Here is a 24,209-nt window from a genome sequence, read left to right on the forward strand (position 1 = left end):
GCCATCCGCGCCCCGCGCCCGCGCAGCGAGCCATCCGCGCCCCGCGCCCGCGCAGCGTGCCCTGCGCCCCGCGCCCGCGCCCGCGCGCCGCGTTCCCGCGCGCGCCCAGGCCGCGCGCCCCGCGGAGCGCGCCGCGCGTCAGGGGTCATCCGCGGTGTCGCTGGGGAGGCTCAGGAAGCGGTGGCGGTGGCCAGCAGGGCGCTGGTGGGGAGGGCGAGGCGGCCCGCGGCGTCGAGGTGGGGTGCGGTCAGGCGGTCGTAGGCGGCGCGGACCTCGCCGAGTTCGGCCGGGCTGAGAACGGTGAGCATCGCGCCCAGCGAGCCGAGACCGGCGGCGGGACCAGCCCACCAGTCCTCGGGGTCGGCCCGGTGGATCCACTCCACGCGACGGCACTCGACCCTGGTCAGGCCGCTGTCGGCCAGCAGCCCGGCGAGCCCGGCCGGAGTGCGTTCGAAGTTGCGGTCGGCGGCGACCGTCGGGGCCGAGGCGGGACGGGCGAGACCGGTCGCCGCCGCGATGTCGGCCCACAGCCGCTGCAGCGGCGGCTGCGGGTGCGGCCAGACCGTCACCGCGACCCGCCCGCCGAAGCGGACCAGCCTGCGCAGCTCGGCGACGGCAGCGGCGGGGTCGCCGACGTGGTTGACGACGAAGTTGGCCACGACCGCGTCGAAGGCTCCGTCGCCGAACGGCAGCCGGGGTAGGACGCCGTGGACCACCTCGGCGGCGGGGATGTTGTCGCGGGCAGCGGCGACCATGCTGGGCTCGGCGTCGACAGCGGTGACGGTCGCGCCGCGCCCGATGGCCAGCGCGGCGACGGTTCCCGTGCCGGTGCCGACGTCGAGCAGTCGGGTCGCGGCGGTCACCTCGGCGGCGTCGAGCAGATCGGCTGCCGGGTGGGCGCAGAGGGCGGCGAAGGACTGCTGGTAGGCGGCGGCACGGCCGATTCACAGACGTCGTTCGTACTCGTCGAACGGGGTGCTCATCACGCCTCCAAGGTCTCGGGAGGCGGAGTCTAGACAAGGCCGGGCGCCCCTCGCGGAGGCGCCCGACCGGTTCATTGGCGAGGCGGCAGAGGCGGTGGCGGGAGCGGGGTGTCGGCCTGGACCAGCAGTTGCCAGTCACCGGTGACGTGCTCGGGGGTCACCGTGATCGTGACGCCGCCGGGCCTGCCCGCGTCGTAGGGCGGGCTGGTCAGGTCGAGGTTGAACAGGTGCAGGTCGGCGTCGTAGTCCCACCACTGCTCCGACTGGACGTCCGCCCCGTCGACCTGGATGCGCAGCGACCCGGGGGTCAGCGACTGGCTGATGAACGAGTAGCCGTCACGAGAGTGCACGGTGACGGTCTGCGGACGGAGCGGATTCTGCAGGTCGCCGCGCAGCCACAGTAGGGAGTCGAGAACGTTGTCGGTCGGCGTGGCGTCGGGGGCACCCGGGGGTTGCCAGGCGTCGAGCAGCAGCTTGGCGTCGGCGGGCGCACCCAGCACCGCGGGCCGGTCGGGTAGCGGATAGGCGTCGAAGGGCACCGGCACTCCGACCGCCATGGCGATCGTCGCCCCGTCGGGGAAAGCGGCGTTTCTGTGGGTGTCACGGTCGGTCGCGAAGACCCGGAGTCTTACGCTCACCTGCCGTCCCTGCTTCTCCGGCTGGACCTGCCAGCTCATGGTCAGGCCGTCGCCGCAGTCGCCGCTCGCCCCAGCCTGGCCGTCGACCTCCAGCTCACCTTGCAGGTGCACGCCGGGTGCGCCGGTGCAGTCGGTGAACACCTTGAACTCGCTCAGACCGGGCGGGGTGAAGGTGAGCGTGAGGCTGTTGATTCCGGGCCGGGAGCGGGTGGCGGCGATGAGCCGGGTGCCGCCGAGGTACTGCGGGAACCCGGCGCCGGGGCCCGCGGGCTGGGCCGGGCCGCCGTCGCGCAGGGCGGGGCTGATGCCGTACCCGATGGCGCCGAGCGCGAGCACGACGGCGGCGAGGGCGCCGATCCGCTGCCGGCGCCGGGCGGTGATCCGCTGGCGTACGGTGCCCAGGCGCAGGTGCTGGGCGAGGTCGGCGGGTGGGGTCGACCGCTCGTCGAGCAGTTCCTTGAGATCGATCATCGCGACGCTCCCTCCAACATCAGCGAGGCGTCCACACGCAGTTTGGACAGGGCTTTGGCGTGCTGGCTCTTGACGGTGCCCACGGACACGCCCATGACCTCGGCGATCTGTGCCTCGCTGAGGTCGTCGAAGTAGCGCAGCACCAGTACCGCGCGCTGGCGACGGGGCAGGCGGCCCAGGGCCCGCCACACCTCGTCGCGGGCGGCGACCTCGTCGCCGGGGTCGGCGGTCGCCCCCTCGGACAGCCGGTCGGTCGGCTGCTCGCCGTGCCAGCGGCGGCGCCACCAGGTCGAGTACGTGTTGATCAGAATGCGCCGCACGTGCGCCGGGTCGGCGTCGACCCGGCGCCACGCGCTCCACGCCTTGGCCAGGCTGGTCTGCAGCAGGTCCTCGGCGAGTCCCCAGTCGTGGGTGAGCAGGTAGGCGGTGCGGAGCAGGCGTGGCGAGCGGGTCGTCACGAAGTCCGCGAAGGTGTCGCTGCGCGTCACCGGTCCTCCCAATGGATAGGTCGCCGGTAATACCAGTCGGCCGGGTCCCCGGGTTGCCCGGTGCGGGCACGGCACCGCCCGGGGCCGGCGGATGCTGGGACGCCGGCCCCGGGCGGTGGACTTTCCGCGCTCAGCTGCCCTGGTCGAACTTCTCCCAGGTACCGATCGCGGTGCGGTTGGCGATGAGCGCGGCCGCTCCCGCGTTCTCCGCCACCACGTACTTGCCGTTCGCCTGGGCCCGCAAACTGATCGTGCCGTCGCTGTTGCGGATGAGGGCGAAGGTCTCCCACGGGCCGACGGCGGTGCGGTTGGCGATCAGCGGGTTGGCCCCGGCGTTGTCGGCGCAGACGTACTTGCCGTTGGCCCGGGACTTCAGCGCCACGTTGCCGCTGCCCAGGTCGATGACGTCGTACCGCTCGGACAGGGTGGCCGCGGTGGTGGCACTGGCGATGAGGTTGCCGGTGCCGCCGCCGGGCGCGGTGACGAACTTGCTGTTGGCGCGGGCCTTGAGGGTCGCGCCGGTGACCGGGGGCTGCGAGGTGGGCGTGCAGTCGGCGGCGACCGAGCCCGCGGCGATCTGGATGCCGCCGAGCAGCATCTTCGTGAAGTTGGTGTCGGTGTAGCTGGCCTCGGTGTGGCCGAGGCCGGTGTACCAGGCGCGGCCGCCGCCGTAGTTCTGGCACCAGGTGATCGGGTGGTCGCCCATGGTGCCGCCGGTGTACGACGCCTCGTTGAGGTTCATCAGCACCCGCACGTTGGGGCGCGGGTTGGTGCGGTAGTTGTACCACTCGTCCGAGCGCGTCCACACCGACGGCAGGTGCGCCGTCGACACGTTGACCGGGGTCTCGACGCGCACCTGGGCGTTCTGGATCGCCGGGTGGGAGGAGAACCAGGCGCCGACGAGGCCGCCGTACCAGGGCCAGTCGTACTCGGTGTCGGCGGCGGCGTGCACGCCCACGTAGCCGCCACCGGCGGCGATGTAGTTCTGGAAGGCGGTCTGCTGGGTGGCGTCGAGGACGTCGCCGGTGGTCATCAGCCAGACGACGACCTGGTACTGGGCCAGGTTGGCGGCGTTGAACTGGGCGGCGTCCTCGGTGGCCGTGACGGTGAACCCGTTGGCCGAGCCCAGCGCCTGGATCGCGGCGATGCCGTTGGGGATGGACGAGTGCCGGAAACCGGCGGTCTTGGAGAAGACCAGGACCTTGGTCAGCGGCGCCGCCGCTGCCGGGGTCGCCGGGCCGACCAGCATCGTCGCGACCATGGCGACGAGGGCTGCGGCCAGGGACAGAAGGCGTTTGCGCATGTGCCCGCTCCTTCGCGCGGAAGTGCCGCGGTCGGCCGGGCGCCGTCCGCGACGGGAGGGGGACGCGACGGTCTGGCGGCCGCGGACAGGGCCGTGCAAAGGGGTACGCGGCGACTCAGACACGGAGCATCCTTCATGCCGTTCGCGGGCGGTCACCCGCGAACCGGAGCCGGGTCGCCGATCCGAGGCTCCAAGTGGACATTGACATCCGTGAAACATCCTATAGGGATCTTGGTCGCGATGGGAAGAGCGGGATCGTCGTCCCGCCGGAGTCGATCGCGAAGTTATGCCCCAGTTTAACCAGTTCTTCTGTCGTCCAGGGGCACAGTATTGCCAGCCTGAGGCCAACTTTTGCTAGATCGTGAAAAAGTACGGTTCTCTATCTAGAAACTTTTACCTGGACCGATCTAACATGACCGCTACTTAGGCGTAACAGGAGGCCCTGTGCGTACTGGACTTTGGCTCATCGGAGCGCGTGGTGCCGTGGCGGTGACCGGCATCGTGGGCGCGCTCGCCGTCCGCGCGGGCCTGGCCGAACCCACCGGCTGCGTGACGGAACTGCCCCCGCTGCGCGACGCCGCGCTGCCCACCCTGGCCGACCTCGTCATCGGTGGCCACGACGTCGTCGAGCTCGGCCTCGACAAGAAGGCGCAGGCGCTGGTCGCGGCCGGGGTGCTCCCCGCGTCCGTGGTCGCCGCCGTCGCCGACGAGCTGGCCGTCGTGGAGGCCGAGGTGCGCTGCGCCCCGCACGGCGCCACCCAGCACGAGACGGCCCAGCGCATCACCGCCGACCTGGCCGAGTTCCGCGGCAGGCACGGACTGGCGCACGTGGTGGTGGTCAACGTCGCCTCGACCGAGGCGGCGGCGGTGCCGCACCCCGCGCACGCCGACCCCGACACCCTCGCCGCCGCGCTGCACACCGAGCAGGTGCTCCCGCCCAGCTCGCTGTACGCGTACGCGGCGTTCGCCGCCGGGTGCTCGTACGTCGACTTCACGCCGTCGACCGGGGCGCGGCTGCCCGCGCTGCACGAACTGGCGCTGCGGGCCGGGGTGGCCTACGCCGGGCACGACGGCAAGACCGGCGAGACGCTGCTCAAGTCGGTGCTGGCGCCCATGTTCGCGCTGCGCAACCTGCACGTGCGCTCCTGGTCCGGGACCAACCTGCTCGGCGGCGGCGACGGCGCCAACCTGGCCCGGCCCGACGCCAACGCGGCGAAGGTCGCCAGCAAGCAGCGGGTGCTCAAGGAGACGCTGGGCTACGAGCCGGAGGGCCACACCCGCATCGACTATGTGCCCGACATCGGCGACCTCAAGACCGCCTGGGACCTGATCACGTTCAGCGGGTTCCTGGGCAGCCGGATGCGGCTGGAGTTCACCTGGCACGGCTGCGACTCGGCCCTGGCCGCGCCGCTGGTGCTGGACCTGGCTCGGCTGACCGCGGCCGCGCACGCGCACGGGCTGTCCGGCCCGCTGCCGCAGCTCGCCTTCTTCTTCAAGGACCCGCTCGGCGACGTCCCGCACGGGCTGGCCGACCAGTGGCGCGACCTGTGCGAATGGGTGGGGGGCTGGGATGCGGCTGCGTGATCTGGCCGAACTGGTCCGGGCGCCCGCCGCGCTGTCGGTGCCCGGCGACGCGGTCGCCGGCGCCGCCGCCGCGAACAGCCTCGACGGGCGTACGGCGGGCGTGGCCGCCGCGTCGGTGTGCCTGTACTGGGCCGGGATGGCCGCCAACGACTGGGCCGACCGGGACCTCGACGCGATCGAGCGCCCCGAGCGGCCGATTCCGTCCGGGCGGATCGCGCCGAACACCGCGCTGGCGATCGCGGGCGGGCTGACCGCGGCCGGGCTGGCGCTGGCCGCCGCGGCGGGCGGGCGCCGCACGCTGGGCACGGCCACCGCGCTGGCGGCGGCGGTCTGGGCGTACGACGTGAAGGCCAAGAACACCGCGGCCGGTCCCGCCGCCATGGCCGTGTGCCGGGGCCTGGACGTGCTGCTGGGCGCCAGCACCGGCCGGATGCGCCACGCGGTGCGCCCGGCGCTGACCGTCGCCGCGCACACCTACGCGGTGACCGCGCTGTCGCGGCGTGAGGTCACCGGAGCCGACCGGTCGCTGCCCGCGCTGACGCTGGCCGGGACCGCCGCCGTCGCGTACGCCGCGACCGGTCGGCGCGGCTGGGCCCCGGTCGGCCTGGCCGCCTGGTACGCGCTCAGATTCGGACGGGCGCAGCGCGACGTGCTACGCGATCCCGCCGCCGGACGCGTGCGCGCCGCGGTCGGCGCGGGGATAACCTCGCTGCCCGCGCTGCAGGGCGCGCTGATCGCCGCGTCGGGGCGGCCGCTGACCGGGGCGCTGGTCGCGGCCGGTGCCCCGGCCGGGGCGCGGCTGGCCAAGGCGGTGTCGCCGACATGAGCATCCGCTTCGACAGTGTCCGCTTCGGCTACGGCACCAACGGCTTCGCCAACCACCGCCTCGACGACGCCCTCGCGATCATCGCCGAACTCGGCTACCAGGGCGTGGCGCTGACGCTGGACCACGGCCACCTCGACCCGTACGCCCCCGACCTGCGCGCCCAGGTCGACCGGACCGCGCACCGGCTGGCCGAGCTGGGCCTGACCGTCGTCATCGAGACCGGCGCCCGCTACCTGCTCGACCCCCGGCGCAAGCACAGCCCCACTTTCCTGCACGACGACCCGGCCCCCCGGATCGACTTCCTGAAGCGGGCCGTCGACATCGCCGCCGACCTCGGCGCCCAGGCGATGTCCTGCTGGTCGGGCGTGCGCCCCGCGCACGTCCCCGAGGCCGTGGCCTGGGACCGGCTGGCCGACGGCTGCGCCCAGGTCCTCGCCTACGCCGGGCAGCGGCAGGTCGTAGTCGGGTTCGAGCCCGAACCGGGCATGCTCGTCGACACCCTGGCCACCTGGCGCGAGCTGCGCGACCGGGTCGGCGACGGGCTCGGGCTGACCCTCGACATCGGCCACTGCCGGGCCAACGAGCCCGCCGACGTGCCCGAGTGCGTCCGGCAGGCCGGACCGCACCTGGTCAACGTGCAGATCGACGACATGGTCCGGGGCGTGCACGAGCACCTGGAGTTCGGCGAGGGTGAGATCGACTTCCCGCCGGTGCTGCGGGCCCTGGCCGACACCGGCTACGGCGGGCTCGTCGCGGTCGAGCTGGCCCGGCACTCGCACGCCGCCCCTGACGTCGCCGCCCGGTCGATCACGTTCCTACGCGCGGCGCAGTGGCTTGGCGACGCGCTGGCCAGGGTGCGCCGTGACCCGGCCGCACTGGCCGTGCTGCTGCCCGCCACCCGCCGCCACGTCGGCGGCGACGGCGCCGAGGACGCCCGGATCCGGTTGCTGCAGGCCACCCTGCTCTCGCCCGAGCAGGCCATGGACCTGTACCGCTACGGCGACAACGACGAGAAGCGGGCCGTGCTGCGCGCCTGGCCTTCGGCCGAGCTGCTGCGCGACGCGCTGCGCAGCAACGACACCCGGCTGGTCGCCGCCGCGCTCGGCCAGGGCGCGCAGCTGCTCACCGACGCCGAGTGGCGTCAGGCCGTGCTGAAGAGCGTCTTCATGGGCCTGCCGCTGGCGCAGGTGCACGACCTCGACCGCCGGGCCGACGCCGAGCTCGGCCGGATGCTCGACGGCCTGCGGCGCGAGCGCGAAGCCGCCGGCCGGACCATGCCCGCCGACGCCGTACGCCTGCTGGAAAGGCTGCTGTGATGCGCATCTTCGACCCGCACATCCACATGACCTCACGCACCACCGACGACTACGCGGCGATGGCCGCGGCGGGCGTGCTCGCCCTGGTCGAGCCCGCGTTCTGGCTGGGCCAGCCGCGCACCAACCCGGGCTCGTTCACCGACTACTTCGACGCGCTGCTGGGCTGGGAGCCGTTCCGGGCGAGCCAGTTCGGCATCCGGCACCACTGCACCATCGCGCTGAACCCGAAGGAGGCCAACGACCCGCGCTGCCGCGAGGTGCTGCCGCTGCTGCCGCGCTACCTGGCCAAGGACCGGGTCGTCGCGGTCGGCGAGATCGGGTACGACTCGATGACCGCCGACGAGGACGAGGTCTTCGCCGCCCAGCTGGCCATGGCGCTGGAGGCCGACCTGCCCGCGCTGGTGCACACCCCGCACCGGGACAAGCTCGTCGGCACCCGGCGCAGCATCGACGTCGTCAAGGAGTCCGGCATCGAACCCGGCCGGGTGGTGCTGGACCACCTCAACGAGCTGACCGTCGCCGAGGTGGCCGCCTCCGGCTGCTGGATGGGCTTCTCCATCTACCCCGACACCAAGATGTCGCCGGACCGCATGGTCGCCATCCTGCGCGAGCACGGCCTGGAGCGGATGCTGGTCAACTCGGCCGCCGACTGGGGCAAGTCCGATCCGCTGCTGACGCTGCGCACCGGCGAGGCGATGCTGGCGGCGGGGTTCAGCGACGACGACGTGGACCGGGTGCTGTGGCGCAACCCGGTCGAGTTCTACGGGCAGTCCAAGCGGCTGGACCTCGACGGGCTCACCGACGGGGCGACGTACGCGGGCAACTCGATCCTTCGCGGGGGGTCGTGATGCGGCTGCGCAGAGCCGACGGCTCGACCGTGCACCTGGCGTACTGCACGAACGTGCATCCGGCCGACGACCTGCCCGGGGTGCTGGCGCAGCTGGACCGCTTCGCGGTCCCGGTACGCGAGCACCTCGGCGCCGACCTGCTGGGGCTGGGCCTGTGGCTGGCCGCACCGGTGGCCGCCGCGCTCGCCGCCGACGTGGCGCTGCGGCGCAAGGTGCGCGCCGAACTGGCCGCGCGCGGGCTGGAGACGGTGACCCTCAACGGCTTCCCGTACCAGGCGTTCCACGCGCCGGTGGTCAAGCACGACGTCTACCATCCGGACTGGACCGATCCGCGCCGTCTGCGCTACACCCAGGATCTCGCGATCGTGCTGGCCGACCTGCTGCCCGACGACGCGGCGCGCGGCTCGATCTCGACGCTGCCGCTGGCCTGGCGCGAGCCGTGGGACCGGCCCCGCTGGCAGGCCGCGCGGGCGCAGCTGCGGGCGCTCGGGCAGGCCCTGGCGGCGAGTGAGCGCGAGATCCGGGTGGCGCTGGAGCCCGAGCCGGGCTGCGTGGTGGAGAACATCGACCAGGCCGTGGCGGCGCTGTCGGGGGTCGGCAGCGACCGCATCGGCATCTGCGTCGACCTGGCCCACCTCGCCTGCGCCTGGGAGGACCCGCGCGACGCGGTGGCCAAGCTCGAAGCGGCCGGGGTGCCCGTGGTGAAGGTGCAGGTGTCGGCGGCCCTGGAGGTCGACGACCCGCAGAACGCGGCCGAGGTGCTCGCGACGTACGCCGAACCCCGGTTCCTGCACCAGACCCGCAGCGCGGGCGGGGCCGTCTTCGACGACCTGCCGCAGGCGCTGGCCTCCTCGGCGGTCGGCCCGTGGCGGGTGCACTTCCACGCGCCGCTGCACGCCGCCCCGCCCGCCCCGCTGGCCGCGAGCACACCGGTGCTCACCGAGGGGCTGGCGGCGCTGCTGGCGGGCAGCTCGTGCGACCACTTCGAGGTGGAGACGTACACCTGGGAGGTGCTGCCGAAGGCGGCCCGCCCGACCGACGACGCCGGACTCGCCGCGGGCATCGCCGCCGAGCTCGCGTTCGCCCGTGCCCAGATGTCGACCTGTGGGGTGAACTGAGATGGACCGTCCCGTGGTGGTGCTCGACGTGGTCGGGCTCAGCCCGCGCCTGCTGGCGCACATGCCCCGGCTGCGCGCGGCGTTCGCGACGGGCTTCACCGCCCGGCTCGACCCGGTGCTGCCCGCCGTGACCTGCAGCGTCCAGGCCAGTTTCATCACCGGGCTGGCCCCGACCGACCACGGCATCGTCGGCAACGGCTGGTACTTCCGCGACCTCGGCGACGTGCTGCTGTGGCGCCAGCACCACGCGCTGGTCCAGGGCGAGCGGGTGTGGGACGCGATCCGGCGCGAGCGCCCCGGCTACACCGTGGCCAACATCTGCTGGTGGTACGCCATGGGCGCCGACGTGGACTGGACCATCACGCCCCGGCCGATCTACCGCGCCGACGGTCGCAAGGACCCCGACTGCTACACCGTCCCCGCTGAGCTGCACGACGAGCTGCCGGAGTTCCCGCTGTTCAGCTACTGGGGGCCGGGGGCGGGGATCGCGTCGTCGGCGTGGATCGCGGCGGCGGCCGTACACGTCATGCAGACCCGCAGCCCCGACCTGACCCTGGTCTACCTCCCCCACCTCGACTACGACCTGCAGCGCTTCGGCCCGTCCGGGCCGCAGGCGGCCAAGGCCGCCGCCGAGCTGGACGAGGTGCTCGGCCCGCTGCTGGACGCGGCGGCCGCCCGGGGCGCCGCGATCGTGGCCCTGTCCGAGTACGCCATCACCGACGTCTCGCGCCCGGTGCACGTAAACCGCGCTCTGCGCGAGGCAGGCCTGCTGAAGGTGCACACCCAGGACGGCATGGAGTACCTCGACCCCTGGACCTGCCGTGCCTTCGCCGTCGCCGACCACCAGCTCGCCCACGTGTACGTCCGGGACCCCGCCGACGCCGCCGAGGTCGCCAAGCTCTGCGCCGGGCTGCCCGGCGTGGCGCAGGTGCTCGACGAGGCGGGCAAGGCCGAGCACGGGCTGGCCCACGAGCGCAGTGGTGAGCTGGTGCTGCTGGCCGAACCGGACGCCTGGTTCACGTACTACTACTGGCTCGACGACGCCCGCGCCCCCGACTTCGCCACCCACGTCGAGATCCATCGCAAGCCCGGCTACGACCCCGCCGAGCTGTTCTTCGACCCGGCCAACCCGGGCGCGGCCAAGGCCCGTGCCGCCAAGGCGCTGGTACGCAAGAAGCTCGGCTTCCGCTACCGCATGAACGTCATCGGCCTCGACGCCGGAGCGCACGCGGTGCGCGGCTCACACGGCCTGCTGCCACCGTCCGACCAGGACGCGCCGCTGCTGCTGTGCTCCGAGCCCGCCGGGGCGGTCGACCGCATCGCCGCGACCGAGGTCAAGGCGCTGCTGCTACGGCTGGCGGGGGTGATGGAGTCATGACGCTGGCCCCGGCCGTGCCGACGCTGCCCGCACGGGTGGACGCGGCGCTGGCCCGGTTCCTCACCGCCCGCGCGGTGTTCGGCCGCGACGACGACCTGCGCGACCTGCTCGCCACCACCCGCCGATTCGTGCTGCACGGCGGCAAACGCCTACGCCCGGCCCTGTGCTACTGGGCCTGGCACGGCACCGGCGGCGCGAGCGGATCGGCGCGCGGTGCGGGCATGGACGTCCCGGGACCGGGCGGATTCGACGCCGCGGCTGTACTGGCGGGCCTGGCCGAGCCGGGTCGGCTCGGCGCGGAGTCGGGCACCGGTGCCTCGGGCGAGGACGAGCAGGCCGTGGTCGCCGGGGCGGCGCTGGAGCTGTTCCACTGCTTCGCGCTGATCCACGACGACATCATCGACGCCAGCAGTTTCCGCCGCGGCCGCCCGTCGCTGCACGAGGAGTTCGCGCAGCGGCACGCCGGGCGCGGCTGGGGCGGTGACGCGGCGGCGTTCGGGCGGGGTGCGGCCATGCTCTGCGGCGACCTGTGCGCGATGTGGGCCGAGGAGCTGCTGGCGGCCTGCGGTGCCCCGGCCGATCGGCTGCGCGCGGCCCAGTCGCTGTTCGCGCTGATGCGCGCCGAGGCGATGGCGGGGGAGTACCTGGACCTGCTCGGCACCGCCACCGGCCACCGCCCACCGGCCGAACCCGGCCCAACCACCGCCGGGCCACGGTCCGCCGCTCAAGTTGCCGGGCAATCGGGGGAATCAGCGCCCCGCATTCCCCCGATTGCCCGGCAACTTGAAGCGGGCTGTGGGGCGTGGGAGGGCGGGCCGGACGGGCGGCGGATTTTGCGGGTGGTGCGGCTGAAGACGGCGCGCTACTCGATCGTGCGGCCGCTGCAGATCGGGGCGGTCCTCGCGGGGGCGGGGGAGCCGGACCTGGTGGCGTGCGCCGCGTTCGGGGAGCCGCTGGGGCGGGCGTTTCAGCTGCGTGACGACGTGTTGGGGGTGTTCGGTGAGCCCGCCGAGACGGGCAAGTCGGTGTTGGACGATCTGCGGCAGGCCAAGCCCACGATGCTGCTGGCCGAGGCATGGGCACGGGCGGTGGGGGCCGACCGGGAGGTGCTGCGTACGCATGTGGGGGAGCCGGAGCTGGATGAGGCGGGGGCGGCCCGGGTGCGGGAGGTGATGACGGGGTGCGGGGCGTTGGCGGCGGTGGAGCGGCGGATTGGCTCGGCGCACCGACGGGCCCGGTACGCGTTGGCGGCGTGGGAGTTGACGGAACAGGCACGGCGGGAGCTGTCGGGGCTGGCGGACGCCGCGGTACACCGATCCCGTTGATAGGCCGAAATTTCACGGTGTTTCAAGTTACTTCCGATCACGACTGTAGATCCTATAGGATATTTCATAGATGTGATTCCGGAAACACAGCTGACACCCTCACCCGATCCCGTCCCCGGGAGGTCCAGCTCATGCGCCCACGCACCGCCGCGCGTCTGGCCGCGGCAGCCGTGCTGGCTGCGGGCCTGCTCACCGCGGTCCCGGCCAGCCCGGCCGCCGCCTCGCCCACCGACGCCGCCTTCAACTCCGGCACCGGCGCCCTGAACGTCGACTATGCCGGTTACCTGTCCAAGCACGACCTCGTCTACAACAAGCCCAACACCAACCCGCTCTACGGCCTGACCGTCGGCAACGGCCGCACCGGTGCCATGGCCTGGTCGGCCAACGGCCTGACCATGCAGGTCTCCGGCGTCGACCTGTCGCAGCAGTCGGCGTTCGCGGCGGGCAACCTGAACTTCAACACCAGCCCGTCGCTCGACTCCGGCTACACCACCTACCAGCAGCGCCTGTCGCTCTACGACGGCACGCTGACCACGAAGTACGACGGCAACCGCACCGTCACCGTGCTGGGGGCGCCCAACTCCGAGGTGATGGGCATCCACGTCGACGACTCGCGCGGCGGCGTCTCCAGCGCCACGCTCGAACTGAGCCTGTGGGACCCGAACGGGGTCTCCAACAGCGCCGACGTGCCCAACCTGACCACCTGGCGCACGGTGCAGACCGGCTCGGACACCAGCGCCGCCTGGTTCAGCCGGGGTCAGGCCGACCCGAACAACTTCGGCTACACCTTCGCCGCCACGGTCGAGGGGGCGTCGTACTCGACATCGGTGGTCAACGGCACCCGGGTGCGGCTGAGCATCACCCCCAGCAGCAGCTACACCGTCTGGTTCACCGCCGCCAGCCGGATCAACTCGCCCAACCTCGACTCGGTCGCCCAGGCCAAGAACCAGCTGGCCTCGGTCAAGTCGACCGGCTACGGCACGACGCTCACCAACTACAAGAACTTCTGGCACTCGTTCTGGCAGAAGTCGTTCGTGCAGTACTCGAACTCCGCCGGCGACGCCGACTACCTGGAGAACGTGTACTACCTGGCCACGTACATGATCGCGGCGGGCGGGTACGGCAACTACCCGTACCACTTCATCAACGGCGTGTTCCGGGCCACCGGCGACCAGACGAAGTGGAGCAACGGCTACTGGTACTGGAACCAGCGCGACGTCTACAACTCGTTCTTCGCCGGCAACCACGCCGACCTGATGGCCGGGTTCAACCGGCTCTACAGCAGGAACTTCAACGCGCTGAAGGCGTACACGCAGACGCGCTACGGCACCGACTCGCTCTGGGTGCCCGAGACGATGGGCTGGGACGGCAACGCCCGCGGCACCGTCGGCAGCGACTACGTCAACGACATCTACTCCACCGGCACCGAGGCCGCGTACAACATGTACCTGCAGTACAAGTACACCAACGACCTCACCTACCTGCGTGACGTCGCGTACCCGTACATGCGGGAGGCGCTGCGGTTCTACCAGAACCGGTTCCAGCTCAGCGGCGGCAAGTACCAGATGCCGACGTCGAACGCGCACGAGACCTACTGGGACGTGCACAACGCGATCACCGACCTGGCCGCGGTGCGGCTGCTGGCGCCGCTGACCATCCAGGTCAGCACCCAGCTCGGGCTGGACTCGGGGCTGCGCGCGGGCTGGCAGAACCTGGTCGACAACCTGTGGCCGTACCAGGTGAGCAACAACGCCTGGCTGCCGCACGACCCGCCGACGGCGCAGCAGCGCAACGGCGAGAACGTGTCGGCTGAGCTGATCTGGCCCTACGACCGCACCGGCATCGGTGCCGCCGACTACAACACCGCGCTGAACACGTGGAACGTGCGGCCCAACCCGTACAGCAACGTGTGGGCCAACGACCACGCGCAGGCGGCCCGGCTGGGCCTGGGCGACCAGGTGCTCAGCGGCATGCGCCTGATGCTGCAGCGCTACCAGAACTACCCCAACGGCATGACCAACAACACCAACGGGGTCTTCGAATACCTGGGCATCCACCTGGTGGCGATGAACGAGTCGCTGCTGCAGAGCTACAACGGCAAGATCCGGGTGTTCCCGGCGGTGCCGACCGACTCCTCGATGGTCACCAAGTTCACGCTGCTGGCCCAGGACGGCTTCCTGGTCAGCTCGGAGCGCGAGGCCGGTGACATCAAGTACGTCGGCCTGAAGAGCCAGTTCGGCAAGGACGCGCGGGTGGTCAACCCGTGGGGCACCCAGCAGGTCCGGGTGCGCCGCACCTCCGACAACGCGATCATCACCACGTCCGCGGCCGCCGAGGTCACCTTCAGCACTGCCGCCAACACGGTGTACGTGCTGGAGCGCACCGCCAAGCCGCTGACCGACTACAGTGCCACCACGCTCACCGGCAGCCCCAACAACGACGTCAAGTCGCTGCGCAACACCGCCTCGACGCTGGGCATTCCCGGCGGCGCGGCCGGTGGGCTGGTCAACGACACGGTACTGACCTACGACGCGGGCTGGTTCCAGACCACGAACCGGGGCTACGGCGACTACAACGACGACACCCACCACACGACCACGGTCAACGCGGCGGCGTCGTACACGTTCACCGGCACCGGGATCGAGTACCTGTCCGAGCGGTTCAGCGACATGGGCAACGTCGACGTGTACCTGGACAACGTGTTCCAGGCCAACGTCAACCTGAACGTCAGCGGTGCCCGCCAGGTGCAGCAGGTGGTCTGGTCCAAGACCGGCCTGACCAACGGGCAGCACACCATCCGCATCGTGAACAAGGCCACCTCGGTGGCGATCGTGGACGCGCTGCGGGTCACCACCGGCGGCACGCCGCCGGGCACCACGTACGTCGGCCTGAAAGCACAGGCCAACGGGCAGTGGGTGTCCGCGCCCAACGCCACCACCGCGCTCATCGCCAACAAGACCACGGTCGGCACCACCGAGCAGTTCGAGGTGGTCGACCGGGGCGGCGGTTCGGTCTGGCTGCGCGCACGCGCCAACGGCCAGTACGTCTGCGCCGAGAACGCCGGGGCCAACCCGCTGCTGGCCAACCGGGCCTCGGCCGGTGCCTGGGAGACGTTCACGCTGGTCCGCAACTCCGACGGCACGGTCAGCTTCCTCGCACAGGTCAACAACCGGTACGTGACGGCGGAGAACGGCGGCGCGGCCGCCCTGATCGCCAACCGCACCGCCATCGGCCCCTGGGAGAAGTTCGACATGATCACCCAGTAGCACGAAGTTGCCTGGCAATCGGGCGAATGCGGGTGCTTGATTCGCCCGATTGCCAGGCAACTTGACCCCCAGCTCGCGGGGCCGACCGGCCCACGCGTCAACGACTCTCGGAGCGGTCTTCGGCGACCAGGCTCCGAGGCCGGGACCCGCCCCGGGTGCAGGCAGGACTTGCCGCACCCGGGTCGACCCCGGACGTACCGAGGGATCGCGAATGCCATCCGCCTGGTCGCCGTCGCTCCGGACCCCGCCGGTCTTCCGGCTCAGGGGTGCGGGTGGTCCGTGCGTCCTCGGCACGCACGACCACCCCACCCCCACCCCACCGGAGTGTTCCCATGGTCCGAAGTCCAAACCGGGGCTTGGCCGCGGGTGCGGCCGCGTTGCTGATCGCAGCGCTCGCCGTCGCCGTCACCGCCGACCCTGAACCGGCGGTCGCCGCGCCACCCGCCACCACCAGCTTCGAGAAGGTCAAGCTCGACGGCGGCCTGTCGATGGGCGAGCCGATCGAGCTGTCCGTGCTGCCCGACGGCAAGGTCCTGTACATCAACCGGGGCACCAGCTCCGGCGGCGGCCAGGTGCGGCTGTACAACCCGACCACCGCGACCACGACCGTGGCCCTGACGCTGGCGTTGGACGCCCGCTTCGAGGACGGCCTGATCGGCATCACGCTGCACCCGCAGTTCAGCAGCAACCACTGGGTCTACCTGTTCTACTCCCCGGCGGTCACCCCGCTGGTCAACCGGATCTCCCGGTTCACCTTCAACACCTCGACGCTGGTGCTGGACGCGGCCAGCGAGACCAAGCTGATCGAGTGGCCGACCGAGCGGCGGCTGTGCTGCCACTCGGCCGGGTCGATGACCTGGGACACCAACGGCAACCTGTACTTCGCCGTCGGCGACAACACCAACTCCGGCGGCGACTCGGCGGGCATGGCCCCGATCGACGAGCGCACCGACCGCGACGCGCAGTACGACGCCCAGCGCACCGCGGGCAACACCAACGACCTGCGCGGAAAGATCAACCGGATCCACCCGGAGAGCAACGGGACCTACACCATCCCGGCGGGCAACCTGTTCCCGGTCGGCACGGCGCAGACCCGGCCCGAGATCTACACCATGGGCAACCGGAACCCGTACCGGATCTGGGTCGACAAGCAGGCGGGCAACACCCTGTACTGGGGCGAGGTCGGGCCGGACGCGGGCACCACCATCGCCAACCGGGGCCCGGCCGCCTACGACGAGTACAACCGGGCCACCAGCCCCGGCAACTACGGCTGGCCGTACTGCGGCGGCCCGAACGTCGCCTACAACGACTGGGACTTCGCCGCCAACGCCCCGCGCGGCTGGTTCCCGTGCGGCGGGGCCACCGGCCCGGTCAACAACTCGCCGCGCAACACCGGTCTGCAGCAGCTCCCGCCGACCCGGAGCGCCCTGGTGTGGGAGCAGCACGGCGGCAGCCGGGAGTGGCCCGCGCTGGACAACCCGGGCGGCTGCGGCTCGCCCAACCACGCCGAGGTCTACCACTACAACGCGGGCCTGAACTCGCCGTACAAGTGGCCCGCCTACTACGACAACAAGCTGATCATCACGGAGTACTGCCGGAGCTGGATCAAGGAGGTCCAGTTCGACAACGGCAACCCGGCCACCGGCAACCCGACCGTGATCGAGCCCGTGGTCTCCGGCATGCCGCTGGTGCACCCGATCGACATGGAGTTCGGCCCGGACGGCTCGCTGTACGTGCTCGAGTACGGCAACGGCTACTTCTCCGGCGACGCCGCGGCGGGCCTGTACAAAATCAACTACGTGGCGGGCGGGCGCTCGCCGCTGGCCGTGGCCACGGTCAACCGGGACAACGGCCTGGCCCCGCTGACGGTGCAGTTCAACGGCGCCGGTAGCTCCGATCCCGACGGCGACCCGCTGACCTATGCCTGGGACTTCGACAACAACGGCACCACCGACGCCACCGCCGCCAACCCGAGCTACACGTACCCCACGGTCGGCGACAAGCGGGCCCGGCTGACCGTCAACGGCGGCACCGGCCGCTCCGGCACCACCCTGGTCCCGATCGTGGTCGGCAACGACCGGCCGACCGTGACCGTCGGCGGGGTGCCGGACGGCGGCCTGTTCAACTGGGGCGAGAACCTCACCTCGACCGCGGGCGCCACCGACCCGCAGGACGGCACCATCGCCTGCGCCAACGTGGTGCTCCGAGCCGCGCTCGGGCACCAGGAGCACGCGCACGAGGAGGGCCAGGGCACCGGCTGTGGCTTCACCGTCAACACCGGCCCGGTGCACGCCGGACCGGACTCGGTGCTGTTCTTCGTGCTGCGCGGCAGCTACACCGATCGCGGCGCGAGCGGCACCGTCGCGCTGACCGGCGAGAAGCAGCTGACGCTGTGGCCCAAGCAGTGGCAGGCCGAGCACTTCGTGACCCTGAACGGGCCGAAGGTGGTCGACCAGGCGGCGGCCGAGGGCGGCAAGCGGCTCGGCGACATCCAGAACGGTGAGAACGTCCGCCACCACGCGGTCAGCCTGAAGGGCATCACCGGGGTCAAGGCCCGGGTGAGCTCGGCCGCCGCCGGGGGCACGCTGTCGTTCCGGTACGACTCGCCGACCGGCCCCGAGGTCGCCCGGCTGACCGTGCCCGGCACCGGCGGCTGGGACAGCTACACCGAGGTCAGCGGCACGGTCACCCGCCCCGACGACGGCACGCACGACCTGTACCTGGTCTTCTCCGGCACGGGCACGGGCGCGCTGTTCGACGTGGACAGCTACACGTTCACCGGCGCGGGTGTCGGCACCCCGGACACGAACCCGGATCGCGCCCAGGGTCGCCCGGTGACGGTGTCCAGCACCGAGGCGGGCACCAACGTGGCCGCCAACGCGGTCGACGGCAACTCCGCCACCCGCTGGAGCAGCGTGTACGCGGCCGACCCGCAGTGGATCTCCGTGGACCTGGGCGCGAGCCACGCGGTGAACCGGGTGCGGATCAACTGGGAGGCGGCGTACGGCAAGGCGTACCAGGTGCAGATCTCGCCCGACAACAGCACCTGGACCACGGTCTGGTCGACCACCACCGGCGACGGGGGAGTCGACGACCTGACCGTCACCGGGACCGGCCGCTACGTGCGGGTGTACGGCACCCAGCGCGGGCTGACCCAGTACGGCTACTCGCTGTGGGACCTCAACGTCTACGGCACTCCGACCAGCACGTCGACGCTGCTGTCGCGCGGTAGGCCCACCGCCGTCTCCAGCGTCGCCGACGGCACGGTAGGCGGCAGTGCGGTGGACGGCAACGCCACGACGCGCTGGAGCAGCGCGTACAGCGACCCGCAGTGGATCTCGGTGGACCTGGGTTCGACCCGGTCGCTGAGCCGGGTGGTGCTGAGCTGGGAGACCGCCTTCGGGCGGGCGTACCAGCTCCAGACCTCGCCCGACAACGCCACCTGGACCACGGTCTACAGCACCACCACCGGTGACGGTGGCAGCGACGACATCACGCTGTCCGGCTCCGGCCGCTACGTGCGCGTCTACGGCACCCAGCGCGGCACCCAGTGGGGCTACTCGCTGTGGGAGTTCGACGTCTACGGCTCCTGAAACCGCACCCGGGGAGGCGGCCGCCCGAGCCGCCTGCCCACCTCCCGAGGAGAAGGTATGAAGAGGCGAATCTTGTCCCTGCTCACCGGCGCCGCGCTGGTGGCGGGCCTGGCCGCGGCGGCTCCGGCCACCACGGCCTCGGCCGCGCCGCTGACGAAGGTGCTGGTGTTCTCGAAGACCGCCGGGTTCCGGCACTCGTCCATTCCGAACGGCATCGCCGCGATCCAGGCACTGGGCGCGGCCAACGGGTTCTCGGTCACCGCGACCGAGGACGCGACCCAGTTCACCGCCGCGAACCTGGCCCAGTACCAGGCGGTGGTGTGGCTGTCGACCACCGGCGACGTGCTGGACGCGACGCAGCAGACCGCGTTCCAGAACTACATCGCCGCGGGCGGCGGCTACGTCGGCGTGCACGCCGCCGCCGACACCGAGTACGACTGGCCCTGGTACGGCGGCCTGGTCGGGGCCTGGTTCGCCTCGCACCCGGCCACGCAGCAGGCGACGATCGCGGTCGAGGACCGCGCGAACATCTCGACCTCGCACCTGCCGAGCACCTGGACCCGCACCGACGAGTGGTACAACTACCGCACCAATCCGCGCGCCAACGCGAAGGTGCTGGCCAGCCTGGTCGAGTCGTCGTACTCGGGCGGCACCATGGGCGACCACCCGATCACCTGGTGCCAGAACTACGGCGGCGGCCGCTCCTGGTACACCGGCCTCGGCCACACCGAGGAGACCTACGCCGACCCGCTGTTCCGGACCATGCTGCTGGGCGGCATCCAGATCGCGGCCGGGGCCAAGCCCGCCGACTGCCGCCCGGAGACCGGCTACACGGCGCTGTTCGATGGTACGCAGAACAGCTTCAACCAGTGGCGGATGGCCGGTCCGGGCGGGTTCACCCTGGCCGACGGCACGCTCACCTCCTTCGGCGGGATGGGTCTGCTGTGGTATCCGGTCCGCACGTTCAGCGACTACTCGCTGAAGCTCGACTGGATGATGCCGGGCGACGACAACGGCGGCGTCTTCATCGGTTTCCCCGATCCGCTGGGTGACCCGTGGAACGCGGTCAACCAGGGTCACGAGATCCAGATCGACGCCACCGACGCCGACGTCACCCGGACCACGGGCAGCGTGTACAGCTTCAAGGCGCCTGACACCACGGCCCGCGCGGCGGCGCTCAACCCGCCGGGGCAGTGGAACACGTACGAGATCGGCGTGCACGGCCAGCGGGTCGAGATCTGGCTCAACGGCGTGAAGATCAACGACTACACCAGCACCCGGGCCATCGCCAACGGGTACATCGGCGTGCAGAACGACGGCGCCGGTGCCGACATCAACTACCGCAACATCCGGATCAAGGCCGGTGGCACGCAGCCGCAGCCCACCGACGTGGCGCAGGGCAAGCCGACCGCTACGTCCAGTGTGGAGAGCGGCAACGTGCTGGTCGGCGCGAACGCCGTCGACGGCAACGGGGCCACCCGCTGGGGCAGCCTGTACGCCGATCCGCAGTGGATCTCGGTCGACCTCGGGGCGACCTACGCGCTGAACCGGGTGCGGCTGAACTGGGAGGCGGCCTACGGCAAGGCGTACCAGCTCCAGACGTCGCCCGACAACGCCGCCTGGACCACCGTCTACAGCACCACGAGCAGCGACGGCGGCGTGGACGACATCACGCTCACCGGCACCGGCCGCTACGTGCGGATGTACGGCACCCAGCGCGCCACCGCCTGGGGCTACTCGCTGTACGACCTCAACGTCTACGGCACCCCCGTCACCGGTGCGCAGTTGCTCTCGCGCAACCGGCCCACCGCCGTCTCCAGCGTCGAGAACGGCAACGTGCTGGTCGGCGCGAACGCCGTCGACGGCAGCACCACCACCCGCTGGGGCAGCGCCTACGCCGATCCGCAGTGGATCTCGGTGGACCTGGGCGCGAGCAAGAGCGTCCAGCGGGTGCGGCTGACCTGGGAGGCGGCGTACGCCAAGGCGTACCAGCTCCAGACGTCGCCCGACAACGCCACCTGGACCACCGTCTACAGCACCACGACCGGTGACGGTGGCGTCGACGACGTCACCCTCACCGGCACCGGCCGCTACGTGCGCGTCTACGGCACCCAGCGCGCCCTCACCCAGTACGGCTACTCCCTCTGGGAGCTCGAGGTCTACGGCAGCTAGCTCCCGTCCTTTCCCAACCCCCGGCCCCGGCGCGAGCCCGATCGCACCGGGGCCACCCCCACCGGAAGGAACCGCATGAGGCACATCCCTCGGCGGCGGCTGTGGTTCACCGCCGTCGCCACGTTCGCGGCCACCGTGGTCGTGTCGGCCGGTGCGCCGACCACCGCGCAGGCCGCGCCCATTCCGGCCGCCGACTACCAGCAGGTGTCACTGGCCACCGGTTCGGCCGAGCTCGGCGAACCGATGTCGCTGGCCGTGATGCCGAACCGGTCGGTCATCCACACGGCCCGCGACGGCACAGTCCGGGTCACCGACGTCAACGGCAACACCAAGGTCGCGGGCAAGCTCAGCGTGTACACCCACGACGAGGAGGGCCTGCAGGGCGTCGCGGTCGACCCCGGCTTCGCCACCAACCGCTACGTCTGGCTGTACTACTCCCCGCCGTTGAGCACCCCGGCCGGGGACGCGCCGACCACCGGCACCGCGACCGACTTCAACGCGTGGAAGGGCCACCTGAACCTGTCCCGGTTCACCCTGAACGCCGACGACACGCTCAACTTCGGCAGTGAGAAGGTGGTGCTGACCGTCGACAACGACCGTGGCCAGTGCTGCCACGTGGGCGGTGACATCGACTTCGACGCGGCCGGGAACCTGTACCTGACCACCGGCGACGACACCAACCCGTTCGACTCGGCCGGGTACGCCCCGATCGACGAGCGGACCAACCGCAACCCGCAGTTCGACGCCCAGCGCTCGGCGGGCAACACCAACGACCTGCGCGGCAAGGTGCTGCGGATCAAGCCGCAGGCCGACGGGACGTACACGGTCCCGTCCGGGAACCTGTTCGCGCCGGGCACGGCCAACACCCGGGCCGAGATCTACGCGATGGGCTTCCGCAACCCGTTCCGGATGAGCGTGGACAAGGCCACCGGCATCGTCTACCTCGGCGACTACGGGCCGGACGCGGGCACCACCGACGCCAACCGGGGTCCGCAGGGGCAGGTGGAGTTCGACCGGATCACCGCGCCGGGCAACTACGGCTGGCCGTACTGCACCGGCACGAACACCACCACCGAGACGTACAACGAGTGGAACTTCGCCACCAACAGCACCGGCGCCAAGTACAACTGCGCCGGCGGCCCGACCAACAACTCGTTCCGCAACACCGGTCTGGGCACCCTGCCCGCGGCCAAGTCCGCCTGGATCCGGTACGCCGGTGACGCGGGCACCCCGCCGGAGTTTGGCACCGGCTCGGAGTCGCCGATGGGCGGCCCGGTCTACCGCTACAACGCCTCGTCGACCTCGACCGTGAAGTTCCCGCAGTCGCTGGACGGCCGCTACTTCGCGGGCGAGTACGGCCGCAAGTGGATCAAGGCGATCGCGGTCAACACCGACGGCACCCCCGGCGAGATCTCGGCCTTCCCGTGGACCGGCACCCAGGTCATGGACATGGCCTTCGGCCCGGACGGCGCCCTGTACGTGCTCGACTACGGCACCGGCTCCAACAACGCGGGCCTGTTCCGGGTCGAGTACATCGCGGGCGCCAACCGCAACCCGGTCGCGGTCGCCTCGGCGAACAAGACCTCGGGCCCGGCGCCGCTGACCGTCAACTTCTCCTCGGCGGGCAGCTCCGACCCCGAGGGCGGGGCGCTGAGCTACCTGTGGACGTTCGGCGACGGCACCACCTCGACGGCGGCCAACCCGAGCAAGACCTACAGCGCCAACGGCACGTACACCCCGACGCTGAAGGTCACCGACCCGGGCGGCCTGTCCGGCACGGCCAGCCTGGTCATCACGGTCGGCAACACCGCACCCACGGTCAACCTGCAGCTTCCCGGCGACGGGCAGCTGTTCAACTTCGGTGACACCATCCCGTTCCAGGTCAGCGCCTCCGACCCGGAGGACGGCACGATCAACTGTGCTCGGGTGACGGTCACCTACTCGCTTGGCCACGACAGCCACGCGCACCAGATCACCTCGAAGACCGGCTGCACCGGCTCGATCACCGTCCCGGTGGACGGCGAGCACGACGCGGCCGCCAACATCTTCGGGGTCTTCGACGCCAGCTACACCGACAACGGCGGGCTGGTCTCGCACAGCATCCGCACCCTGCAGCCCAAGCACCGGCAGGGCGAGCACTTCAGCTCGCAGTCGGGCGTGCAGCTGGCCGACCACGCGGCGGCCGAGGGCGGACGCACCGCCGGATTCATCGAGAACGGCGACTGGATCGCGTACACGCCGTACAACCTGTCCAACGCCACCTCGATCACCGTCCGGGCCGCCTCGGCGGGCGCGGGCGGCACCATCGAGGTGCGCACCGGTTCGGCCACCGGCACGCTGCTGGGCACGGTGACCGTGCCGGTGACCGGCAGCTGGGAGACGTTCACCAACGTCACCGCCAGCCTGTCCGGCGCCCCGGGCGGAGCCACCTCGCTGTACCTGGTGTTCAAGGGCGGCGCGGGCAACCTGTTCGACGTCGACGCGATCACGTTCACCACCGGCGGCGCCGGCCCGGTGACCACCTGGAAGGCCCGGGTGAACAGCAAGTACGTCACCGCGGGCAGCACCGCGCTGATCGCGAACGCGACGACGGTGGCGCTGGCGCAGCAGTACGACCTGGTCAACCTCGGTGGTGGCAACATCGCGCTGCGCGCCAAGGTCAACGGGATGTACGTCTGCGCCGACAACGCCGGGGCCAACCCGCTGATCGCCAACCGCACCGCGGTCGGGCCGTGGGAGACGTTCGCGCTGATCACCAACAGCGACGGCAGCGTCAGCCTGCGCGCCCAGGCCAACAACCAGTACGTCACGGCAGAGAACAGCGGGGCCAACCCGCTGATCGCCAACCGCGCCGCGATCGGCGCGTGGGAGAAGTTCGACCTGGTCACCTCGTGAGGAGG

At 71.6% G+C, this 24,209-nt stretch carries 15 protein-coding genes; 11 read left to right on the forward strand and 4 right to left on the reverse strand.

Features of this window, described 5'->3' with window-relative positions:
- Positions 1-170: 170 nt before the first annotated feature.
- The 4 genes from KUA19_RS15680 to KUA19_RS15695 all read right to left on the reverse strand — a co-directional run bounded on the left by KUA19_RS15680 (position 171) and on the right by KUA19_RS15695 (position 3,883).
- Complete coding sequence (locus KUA19_RS15680) at positions 171-863, reverse strand: class I SAM-dependent methyltransferase (protein WP_217396729.1); 693 nt, start codon at positions 861-863, stop codon at positions 171-173.
- A gap of 191 nt (positions 864-1,054) precedes the next feature.
- Positions 1,055-2,092 carry a hypothetical protein gene (locus KUA19_RS15685; protein WP_217396730.1) on the reverse strand — a complete coding sequence of 346 codons (1,038 nt, stop codon included), beginning with the start codon at positions 2,090-2,092 and terminating at the stop codon, positions 1,055-1,057.
- Positions 2,089-2,580, reverse strand: a complete 492-nt coding sequence (locus KUA19_RS15690; RefSeq protein WP_217396731.1) for a SigE family RNA polymerase sigma factor — start codon at positions 2,578-2,580, stop codon at positions 2,089-2,091. The genes KUA19_RS15685 and KUA19_RS15690 overlap by 4 nt, the downstream gene beginning before the upstream one ends.
- A 130-nt stretch (positions 2,581-2,710) precedes the next feature.
- Positions 2,711-3,883 carry a ThuA domain-containing protein gene (locus KUA19_RS15695; RefSeq protein WP_217396732.1) on the reverse strand — a complete coding sequence of 391 codons (1,173 nt, stop codon included), beginning with the start codon at positions 3,881-3,883 and terminating at the stop codon, positions 2,711-2,713.
- Between the two features lie 444 nt (positions 3,884-4,327).
- Between KUA19_RS15695 and KUA19_RS15700 the strand changes: the two genes are divergently transcribed.
- The 11 genes from KUA19_RS15700 (at position 4,328) to KUA19_RS15750 (ending at position 24,204) form a co-directional block, all read left to right on the forward strand.
- Positions 4,328-5,467 (forward strand): inositol-3-phosphate synthase, encoded by a 1,140-nt coding sequence (locus KUA19_RS15700; RefSeq protein ID WP_217396733.1) that lies wholly within the window; start codon positions 4,328-4,330, stop codon positions 5,465-5,467.
- Entirely contained in the window at positions 5,454-6,293 is an 840-nt protein-coding gene (locus tag KUA19_RS15705) for an SCO3242 family prenyltransferase (RefSeq protein ID WP_217396734.1), read from the forward strand. The genes KUA19_RS15700 and KUA19_RS15705 overlap by 14 nt, the downstream gene beginning before the upstream one ends.
- Complete coding sequence (locus KUA19_RS15710) at positions 6,290-7,609, forward strand: TIM barrel protein (RefSeq protein WP_217396735.1); 1,320 nt, start codon at positions 6,290-6,292, stop codon at positions 7,607-7,609. Before KUA19_RS15705 ends, KUA19_RS15710 begins: the two co-directional genes overlap by 4 nt.
- Positions 7,609-8,457, forward strand: coding sequence for a TatD family hydrolase (locus KUA19_RS15715; protein WP_217396736.1), 849 nt, complete (start codon positions 7,609-7,611; stop codon positions 8,455-8,457). Before KUA19_RS15710 ends, KUA19_RS15715 begins: the two co-directional genes overlap by 1 nt.
- Entirely contained in the window at positions 8,457-9,575 is a 1,119-nt protein-coding gene (eboE, locus tag KUA19_RS15720) for a metabolite traffic protein EboE (protein ID WP_217396737.1), read from the forward strand. Before KUA19_RS15715 ends, eboE begins: the two co-directional genes overlap by 1 nt.
- 1 nt (position 9,576) lies before the next feature.
- A complete protein-coding gene (locus KUA19_RS15725; protein WP_217396738.1) occupies positions 9,577-10,953 on the forward strand; it encodes an alkaline phosphatase family protein in 1,377 nt (458 codons plus the stop codon).
- A complete protein-coding gene (locus tag KUA19_RS15730; protein WP_217396739.1) occupies positions 10,950-12,278 on the forward strand; it encodes a polyprenyl synthetase family protein in 1,329 nt (442 codons plus the stop codon). Before KUA19_RS15725 ends, KUA19_RS15730 begins: the two co-directional genes overlap by 4 nt.
- Positions 12,279-12,409: 131 nt before the next feature.
- On the forward strand, positions 12,410-15,544 hold the full coding sequence (locus KUA19_RS15735) for a fascin domain-containing protein (protein WP_254549442.1): 3,135 nt from the start codon (positions 12,410-12,412) through the stop codon (positions 15,542-15,544).
- Positions 15,545-15,876: 332 nt separating this feature from the next.
- The gene (locus KUA19_RS15740; protein WP_217396740.1) at positions 15,877-19,137 is read left to right on the forward strand and encodes a galactose-binding domain-containing protein; all 3,261 of its coding nucleotides are present in this window, start codon (positions 15,877-15,879) and stop codon (positions 19,135-19,137) included.
- Positions 19,138-19,194: 57 nt separating this feature from the next.
- Positions 19,195-21,309, forward strand: a complete 2,115-nt coding sequence (locus KUA19_RS15745) for a ThuA domain-containing protein (protein WP_217396741.1) — start codon at positions 19,195-19,197, stop codon at positions 21,307-21,309.
- A gap of 75 nt (positions 21,310-21,384) precedes the next feature.
- Positions 21,385-24,204, forward strand: coding sequence for a PQQ-dependent sugar dehydrogenase (locus KUA19_RS15750; protein ID WP_217396742.1), 2,820 nt, complete (start codon positions 21,385-21,387; stop codon positions 24,202-24,204).
- Positions 24,205-24,209: the final 5 nt, after the last annotated feature.

It is taken from the genome of Catellatospora tritici, assembly GCF_019083965.1.
Taxonomy (GTDB): domain Bacteria; phylum Actinomycetota; class Actinomycetes; order Mycobacteriales; family Micromonosporaceae; genus Catellatospora; species Catellatospora tritici.

Excerpts from the sequence above, each read along its gene's own strand:
- KUA19_RS15685 (WP_217396730.1), bottom strand. The coding sequence starts at position 2,092 with ATGATCGATCTCAAGGAACTGCTCGACGAGCGGTCGACCCCACCCGCC.
- KUA19_RS15695 (WP_217396732.1), bottom strand. The coding sequence starts at position 3,883 with ATGCGCAAACGCCTTCTGTCCCTGGCCGCAGCCCTCGTCGCCATGGTC.
- KUA19_RS15705 (WP_217396734.1), top strand. The coding sequence starts at position 5,454 with ATGCGGCTGCGTGATCTGGCCGAACTGGTCCGGGCGCCCGCCGCGCTG.
- KUA19_RS15710 (WP_217396735.1), top strand. The coding sequence starts at position 6,290 with ATGAGCATCCGCTTCGACAGTGTCCGCTTCGGCTACGGCACCAACGGC.
- KUA19_RS15715 (WP_217396736.1), top strand. The coding sequence starts at position 7,609 with ATGCGCATCTTCGACCCGCACATCCACATGACCTCACGCACCACCGAC.
- eboE (WP_217396737.1), top strand. The coding sequence starts at position 8,457 with ATGCGGCTGCGCAGAGCCGACGGCTCGACCGTGCACCTGGCGTACTGC.
- KUA19_RS15725 (WP_217396738.1), top strand. The coding sequence starts at position 9,577 with ATGGACCGTCCCGTGGTGGTGCTCGACGTGGTCGGGCTCAGCCCGCGC.
- KUA19_RS15730 (WP_217396739.1), top strand. The coding sequence starts at position 10,950 with ATGACGCTGGCCCCGGCCGTGCCGACGCTGCCCGCACGGGTGGACGCG.
- KUA19_RS15735 (WP_254549442.1), top strand. The coding sequence starts at position 12,410 with ATGCGCCCACGCACCGCCGCGCGTCTGGCCGCGGCAGCCGTGCTGGCT.
- KUA19_RS15740 (WP_217396740.1), top strand. The coding sequence starts at position 15,877 with ATGGTCCGAAGTCCAAACCGGGGCTTGGCCGCGGGTGCGGCCGCGTTG.
- KUA19_RS15745 (WP_217396741.1), top strand. The coding sequence starts at position 19,195 with ATGAAGAGGCGAATCTTGTCCCTGCTCACCGGCGCCGCGCTGGTGGCG.
- KUA19_RS15750 (WP_217396742.1), top strand. The coding sequence starts at position 21,385 with ATGAGGCACATCCCTCGGCGGCGGCTGTGGTTCACCGCCGTCGCCACG.